At 37.9% G+C, this 6854-nt stretch carries 6 protein-coding genes and 2 pseudogenes; 4 read left to right on the forward strand and 4 right to left on the reverse strand.

The genetic code is table 11. From position 1 onward, the window contains the following. The first annotated feature begins 42 nt into the window (after positions 1-42). Positions 43-936, forward strand: a complete 894-nt coding sequence (locus tag F9Y84_RS16945; protein ID WP_147391072.1) for a LysR family transcriptional regulator — start codon at positions 43-45, stop codon at positions 934-936. Positions 937-1337: 401 nt separating this feature from the next. Here the strand turns inward: F9Y84_RS16945 and F9Y84_RS16950 are convergent, their stop codons facing one another. Then, positions 1338-1766 (reverse strand): nuclear transport factor 2 family protein, encoded by a 429-nt coding sequence (locus F9Y84_RS16950; protein WP_125251241.1) that lies wholly within the window; start codon positions 1764-1766, stop codon positions 1338-1340. 336 nt (positions 1767-2102) lie between these two features. Here F9Y84_RS16950 and F9Y84_RS16955 point away from each other — a divergent pair, with 336 nt between their 5' ends. Next, positions 2103-2594, forward strand: a complete 492-nt coding sequence (locus tag F9Y84_RS16955) for a GNAT family N-acetyltransferase (RefSeq protein ID WP_147391071.1) — start codon at positions 2103-2105, stop codon at positions 2592-2594. An 87-nt stretch (positions 2595-2681) separates the two neighbouring features. Here the strand turns inward: F9Y84_RS16955 and F9Y84_RS16960 are convergent. Continuing rightward, positions 2682-3345 (reverse strand): annotated as a pseudogene (locus tag F9Y84_RS16960) (IS30 family transposase). Between the two features lie 280 nt (positions 3346-3625). Beyond that, the gene (locus tag F9Y84_RS16965) at positions 3626-4885 is read right to left on the reverse strand and encodes a DNA cytosine methyltransferase (RefSeq protein WP_147391070.1); all 1260 of its coding nucleotides are present in this window, start codon (positions 4883-4885) and stop codon (positions 3626-3628) included. A gap of 154 nt (positions 4886-5039) precedes the next feature. Here F9Y84_RS16965 and F9Y84_RS16970 point away from each other — a divergent pair, with 154 nt between their 5' ends. Both F9Y84_RS16970 and F9Y84_RS16975 read left to right on the forward strand, forming a co-directional pair. After that, positions 5040-5753: an Eco47II family restriction endonuclease gene (locus F9Y84_RS16970; RefSeq protein WP_167508299.1), complete on the forward strand. Its 714-nt coding sequence runs from the start codon at positions 5040-5042 to the stop codon at positions 5751-5753. Beyond that, positions 5753-6691 carry an Eco47II family restriction endonuclease gene (locus F9Y84_RS16975; RefSeq protein WP_168756771.1) on the forward strand — a complete coding sequence of 313 codons (939 nt, stop codon included), beginning with the start codon at positions 5753-5755 and terminating at the stop codon, positions 6689-6691. Before F9Y84_RS16970 ends, F9Y84_RS16975 begins: the two co-directional genes overlap by 1 nt. 49 nt (positions 6692-6740) lie before the next feature. On the opposite strand, the pseudogene F9Y84_RS16980 reads toward F9Y84_RS16975, so the two are convergent. After that, positions 6741-6854: pseudogene (locus tag F9Y84_RS16980) on the reverse strand (IS481 family transposase); the annotation flags it as partial.

The following is a 6854-nucleotide window of genomic DNA, read 5'->3' on the forward strand; positions in this document are numbered from 1 at the left end:
CAGTTATTATTAATTCAATAATTTATTATTATGGGTTTATTTGTGCTAAATCCAGTTTGGTTAGAAACATTTATTACCCTAGTTGATACTGGGCATTTTACAAAAACCGCCGAAAAGCTTTATATGACTCAGCCGGGAGTTAGCCAGCATATCAGCAAACTTGAGGAAGCGTGTGGGTATGATTTAATTAAAAGGGAGAAAAAGTCATTCGCGATCACCGAACAAGGTCGGTTAGTGTACAATCATGCCAAAGCATTGATAAGGGATGAAAAGCGCCTCTTTGAGAAATTAAACTTTGACGACCCTTTATCAGGAGAGTGTACTTTAGCATGTTCTGGCTCAGTAGCCTTGTTGCTTTACCCAAAGTTATTACAACTTCAAGTTCAACACCCCAATATTCACATTAATATTAAAGCAGCACCAAATCATCAAATTTTAGCTGACATCAAAAACGGCCAGATTGATCAAGGAATTGTAACCGATATACCCAATGAAAGTTTCTTTGATTTTGAAACGCTTGGTCAAGAAGAGCTCTGCTTGATTTTACCACAACAGGCCAATACTAGTGATCGATACGCGCCCTTACTTTTAGAGTTAGGACTAATCAATCACCCAGATGCCGAGCATTATTTATCTTTGTATTTTAAGCAATCCAAAGAGCAAGAACTCACACAACTAGATGTTAGTAAAATCCCTATCGTTGGTTCAATTAACCAAATTAGTCAAATCTTAGAGCCAATCGCTCAAGGTGTGGGCTTTACTGTGCTACCAAGAAGTGCTGTCGATGGCTTTCATAGTCCTGAGCATTTACAAGTTTTGCGGCCACCACAGCCAGTAATGGAAAGTTTATATTTGGTCTGTAAAAAAAATAGAGCATTGCCCGCTCGTTATCACGCCTTTAATACAATTATTCGGCAGATATGGGCGTTTAACTGATACTAGTACTTAGCCAAAATATCAATAACAGAAGTGAATAACGGAAGGGTGCTGGGTGCCAGCATGAATTTTTTATCCGTATTAAATGTATCAGTGTAAACCTGCATAACCCAAATCATACTGAAAAAGCCATTGACACACTCATCATAAAATTTCCTTTGGCTCGCCTGCGTTTTGAGTAATAACAAGTGTCTGGCTACTCAAATTTGAGAAAAGGGTAGAAATACATGCAAGTTCTGTCCGCTCTTTGGCTGAATGAACACTATCGCAATAAGATTGACAAAGACTGCTGATAATCGGCAACACTGGAAGTGTGAGCACGTCAAAGTAGCTTGGTAATCACACTTATTTATCAAACTGTTTAGTCTAAAGTTTATATTTTTATCGTAGCTCTTGTTGCATTAGAGTGTCACTCTAGACAGCGTGGCTATTCTTTCAGAATCACGACTTGGAAAGTCTGGGTCTACGTAAATGTACATTCTAGATATCAAATTATCATTACATTCAAATACACTACAAAAGCGCCCTGATGATATATGATTATCCGGCCACTTTGTGCCATCGCGCATGACTCCGCCTTCTTGCCCTTCTACCACAACAGTATTCCCAGAGACAATAAAGTTAAATTGCTCAATATCATGCCAAATACTATTAAGTGAGCTACCTATTTTATCACCAAACTCTAGTAATGCTTGTTTGCCAACCGCATCGCCAAATTTGGGGAAAAAGAATGTAACTTCGTCGTGAAACAGGTCTATATAGGTTGGATCTCCAGCATCTATCTTTTCAAAGTAGGCTTTCACCAACGTGATAAGGCTGTTTTTTTCCATATTTGAATTACTCCTTGTAATTGGATTGTCGCCATAGTTAATTAGGGCGAAACGCCAAAAAGCAATATACACAGTTCAAAAACCAGATAAAAAACAAAAACCTCCCCGTTGATTGCGCAATAGGTACATGCTAGTTTACGGATAAGTAAGATGCTGAGCATCTACCAAAAATGCAAACTCAAATACAGCTAGTTGATACTTGCTTTTCATATAGCTTTTGTATTCACTCGAGTTGTTTTTGCAAGGTTTCGGCATCGGGAAGAGACACGATAGCCACTTTGCTCCAATATCAGTCAAGGTGATCTACGCCGAGTGTTAATATAGTGAGATAGACTTTTGTTTCAACTTAGAGAATTTAATACCAACGATGTCGCCCCTCTAGTCGCTATTTTGAACGATCCAGAAGTTACTCGATACCTCTCAACTAAAATTCCGCAGCCCTATACCCAACAGGATGCTCTGTGGTGGATAGAAGAGGGAAGTAAGCAAGGCTATATTCGAGCAATTTGTGATGGTCAGCAACTTATCGGCTGTATAGGTGTCAACCCTGGGGAATTTGAATACCAATGTTCAGGGGAGCTTGGCTACTGGCTCGCAAAAAGTCACTGGGGCAGGGGAATAACACATCAAGCGGTTTTACAAATAGTAACTGCCGTGTTCAATGACACCAACATTGCAAGGGTGTTTGCGAGCGTATTTGATGAAAATCACGCCTCAATAAAGCTACTAAAAAAATCAGGCTTCGAACAAGAAGCCATACTCAAGCGCGCAATTTTCAAAGCTGGGCACTTTTACGATTGCCATATTTTTTCGGTATTAAAGCCTTAAACTAGTACTTAGCTAAAGTGCGGCTAAGTACCATTAATAGCAAGTATTCACCCGCGAATTCAAGTCCGAAGTGCACCACTCGCTATATTAGGTGGATTTACGTAATTCATCGAATATTACCGCTGGTTGCCTAAAGGCCTCGCATTGAGCGTTTGTTCTATACGCGCTATTTGCTTATCTGTCACCGTTCGTAAATCTGTTCTTTTGCGTATCAGATAAAACTTACTTTTACGTTCAACTAAGCTGACGATTGCACCAGTACCATGCTTGCCAAGCACTGTGTCTGCTTCCCAATCACCAAACCGTATCTTAGCGTCAAGATACGCAGGCCTCTGCTCAATGTCAACACGATTTGGGATGATGACACTCTTGCTTTGACTGCCTTTACGATAATATCTGTGGCCTTGTCGCAGATGCTTGTATAGCTTGCCACCCGTCAACTTATCTTTTTGAACATAATCATAAACCCACTCATGACTTACTGGCTGGCCGATAATTTTACTTACACCTGCAATCTGCTCAGGGCTCCATTTTTGTTCCAATCCAAACTCAACGAACGCAATTGTAAATGATGGTATAGAATACTTGGCGGCTAAAGGTTTCCGTTTATACGCCTTTGAACATGCCACCTCTGGCAAATAATGACTTCGAATATTATTGCGCCTAACTTCACGACTGATAGTACTGCAGCTCACTTTTAGTTTTTCCCTATCTCTCGATAGCTAAAACCCTCGAGCAAATAGGCCTCAATCTAGTATCTTTGCCCTTCGATCAACTGCTTGTAACTCATGGTATCAACTCTTGTTTTTTGGCGATTACAGAGTACCACCAACAGGCATTTGATCTCTTCTCACGTTTAACCATGAGTGGTGCACGTACTACTGAATTCAGGATACCGCTAGCTGACCAATTTTAGGTGACTAGCGGGCTAGTATCAGTGATTCATAAATCAATAGTTTAGAACGCTCAAGTATTTAAATGTCACTAAACAGGAATGAGTTAACTTTCTAAATAGAGATTGATAGTGCTAACTATGATTTATCAAGCTCTATATCATTTAGCAAACGCACTAGACTACGCCCTAAAGCTGCCGCCATATTGACAGGAACAGCGTTACCAATTTGTCTATAGACTGCTGACTGTGGCCCTTGAAATTTCCAATTGTCAGGAAATGTTTGAATACGAGCATACTCTCTTATTTGTAAAGGACGAGTTTCTGTTGGGTGACAACGCTCTGTTTGTTTCTGCGCTGGGGAAGTTGTCAGGGTCAAGCTAGGTTCATCTAGTGACAACCTTCGCGCCATTCCAGTTTTACCACCACCAAGGAAATAGCTTCCTTGCATGTATTCTCTTTGAAGCTCATCACTTAAATTCCTCCAATAGCCGCCTTGCGGAACTTTAGCCATGATCTCCGCTTTTCGTTGAGGGTACTTCTGTCCATCTGACTCGGGAACATCCGTTTCAAACAGTTCTCCAGCATAAAAAGCATCCCTAAGCGTCATAACTCTTTTGTAAGGTGAAGGCCATTGAAACTCTGCTTTATCTATTAAGTCTTTGCGAATACCGACAATAATCAACCTTTCTCTTTTTTGAGGGACTTTATAAAAAATAGCTTTTAAAACCTTAGGCTCAACCAAAACATAGCCAAGCTCTTCTGTAATAATTTTCTTAATTGTTTCTAAAGTTCTGCCACTGTCATGAGTTAATAACGCTCGTACGTTTTCAGCCATGAAAACTTTTGGTTGTAATTCTTTAATGGCTCTAGCCATTTCGAAGAACAACGTACCTCTAGTGTCTTCAAAACCTAAACTTTTTCCAGCATAAGAAAATGCTTGGCATGGAAATCCGCCAGTTAAAACATCAACCTCTTCATCTATTTCATGTTTAAAATCAATAGCACTGATATCACCATGCACAACATTCCACTCAGGACGGTTATGTTTTAGTGTTGCACATGCATGTTTATCCCACTCGTTTAGTAAAACACTATTAAAACCCGCTTCTTCCATCCCTAAAGCTAGTCCGCCACCACCTGCAAATAGCTCTACTAGGTTGTATTTTCTATTAGGGGTGATTTTTTCTTCGATGTCCCATTGAGACTCATCAATACTTTTGACTTCTGGGTGATGAAGCACTTGCTGTTTTTCTATTAAACCTGTTTTAGGGCAAGGCAAGATTTCACCTTTTTTCACCTTAGATTCTACGGTTCGCTTTGACATAGAAAGTATGTCTGCCAACACTTCTAAACTGAAAAAGTTATGTTTTTGATCTTGTTCAAGAATATCTAACATATAACGGCCCTTAAGATTTTAACCACTCGAAACACTGTTCAAGTATACAGCCTAAAAAATCATAGGTCCAGTATTTTTTCAAATTAATCTCTAATTAATTCACAAGCCGAACTCAATGATCAATAATATTTTCTTTTATTCTCATGGAGTTAAAATGGATTCTTTTAATAGAGAAAACCTCAAAAAAGCTATTAAAGATAGTGTAATTCGAATGTACGAAGCCCAAGTAGCAGATCTTGATCTTTATCGTAATACTTTGGATTGTTTTTCAGCCTCAATTGATGCCTTATTACAAGGTATTAGTATGGAGGATTGGCTAAAACAAGAAAAAGAACGACAAGTTCAGAAGACTAAGCAAAATGCTATTGGTTCACTACACGAAGATATAATGGGGTCGATTGACGGCGTTACCAGTTTACCAGTTGGAAATCTTGTAGACATTATTTGTGAAGATAAGAAAATTGTTGCAGAAGTTAAGAATAAGCACAATACAACAAAAGGTAACCACAAAGTTCAAATTTATAGAGATCTTGCAAAAAAGATAGATGCACTGGCTGATGGCTATACTGGCTATTATGTAGAGGTGCTCCCTAAAGGAGCTAAATCTTATGATATTGCTTTCACACCATCCGATAATCAAACAAAAACCAAGCTACCTAAAAGAGAAGATATAAGGTTAATTGACGGAAAGTCGTTTTATGCAAAGCTTACGGGAAATAATGGTGCTCTAAGTGAGCTTTATGAATCGCTACCTTCAATTATTTCAGAAATAATCAAAGAGGAATATGGCATAAATCTAGATCCTAACTTAATTATTAAAGAAAATTTATTTCTCAAAAACTTTATCAAAGCATATGGAGATAAATAATGGATTGGACTTTATATAAAGATAGCTTAAAAGCAAATTTAGTAGATTGGTTTAAGCAAATCTCAGCTATCCAAGATCAGGTATATACTGACGAGGAAGCGCTTTTTGAATTAAATAAAAATACTTTAGATGCATTCTCCGCAATGGTAGATGTTTATTCTTCAAACTCAACTTTTAATGAGTGGATTGAAAACGAGAAAGTAAGACAACGGCAAAAATCCCTACAAGGGAAAATTGGTGACATGCATGAGATAATGATTTCTTCATTGAAAACATCAATTAATAAGAGAGAAGCCGAAGTAGGCGCAGACGGGAAAACCTTAAGAATATATGATTTGTACGACTCTGAATCTGACGATAAATGGATCGCAGAAATTAAAAATAAGCATAATACGACTAAAGGTGATGATAGAAAAGCTAGCTTTGATAAATTAGTTAAAGGCCTTGAATTAGTTGGTGATGACTATAAAGCCTACTATGTGACAATACTTAGGGACACTCACGAAAAAGTTAATAAAAAGTTTACTCCTTCAGACAATACTGCAGGTGAGCGAAAAGGCAATGATAAAATCTGGCATGTTGATGGCGAAACATTTTATGAAATATTAACTGGAGAACAAGATGCCTTAAGTAAGGCATTTGATGTTTTAGAAGAGGTTTTATCTGAGCATTACAAGTTAGTAAACGACCCACATAATGATGTACGAAATCAAATTAAATCATTTTCTTTCTTCAAAACAAAAGTGAACATTAATCAAGCAAGTTTATCCGGGCTCTTATATTTACCTCACATAGGAGAAACCATCGCTCAAAACATAATTGATTACAGAGTTAAGAATGGTTATTTTAAAGAGGTAACTGATTTGCTTAAGGTTGATAAGTTAGGGAAAGGTAAATTAGAAAAAATATTACCTTTTATATGTACTAACTTGTACTAGCTCAGACTTGATCTGACAGTTACCCGTTTTTCAATCGGTGGCTGTCAGTTTAGATTTGAGCTAAATTTTTCTCAGCCCAAATTGATTTTCCATCAAGCAATGTTTCAAATGGCGTTCTGCCACAGCACATTTTTCCCTGATGAGTTCGCTTATTATTGTAATA

Source organism: Pseudoalteromonas peptidolytica, assembly GCF_012641745.1.
Lineage (GTDB): Bacteria > Pseudomonadota > Gammaproteobacteria > Enterobacterales > Alteromonadaceae > Pseudoalteromonas > Pseudoalteromonas peptidolytica.

Coding starts and splice junctions, on each gene's coding strand:
- F9Y84_RS16950 (WP_125251241.1), bottom strand. CDS start 1,766: ATGGAAAAAAACAGCCTTATCACGTTGGTGAAAGCCTACTTTGAAAAG.
- F9Y84_RS16965 (WP_147391070.1), bottom strand. CDS start 4,885: ATGTTAGATATTCTTGAACAAGATCAAAAACATAACTTTTTCAGTTTA.
- F9Y84_RS16970 (WP_167508299.1), top strand. CDS start 5,040: ATGGATTCTTTTAATAGAGAAAACCTCAAAAAAGCTATTAAAGATAGT.
- F9Y84_RS16975 (WP_168756771.1), top strand. CDS start 5,753: ATGGATTGGACTTTATATAAAGATAGCTTAAAAGCAAATTTAGTAGAT.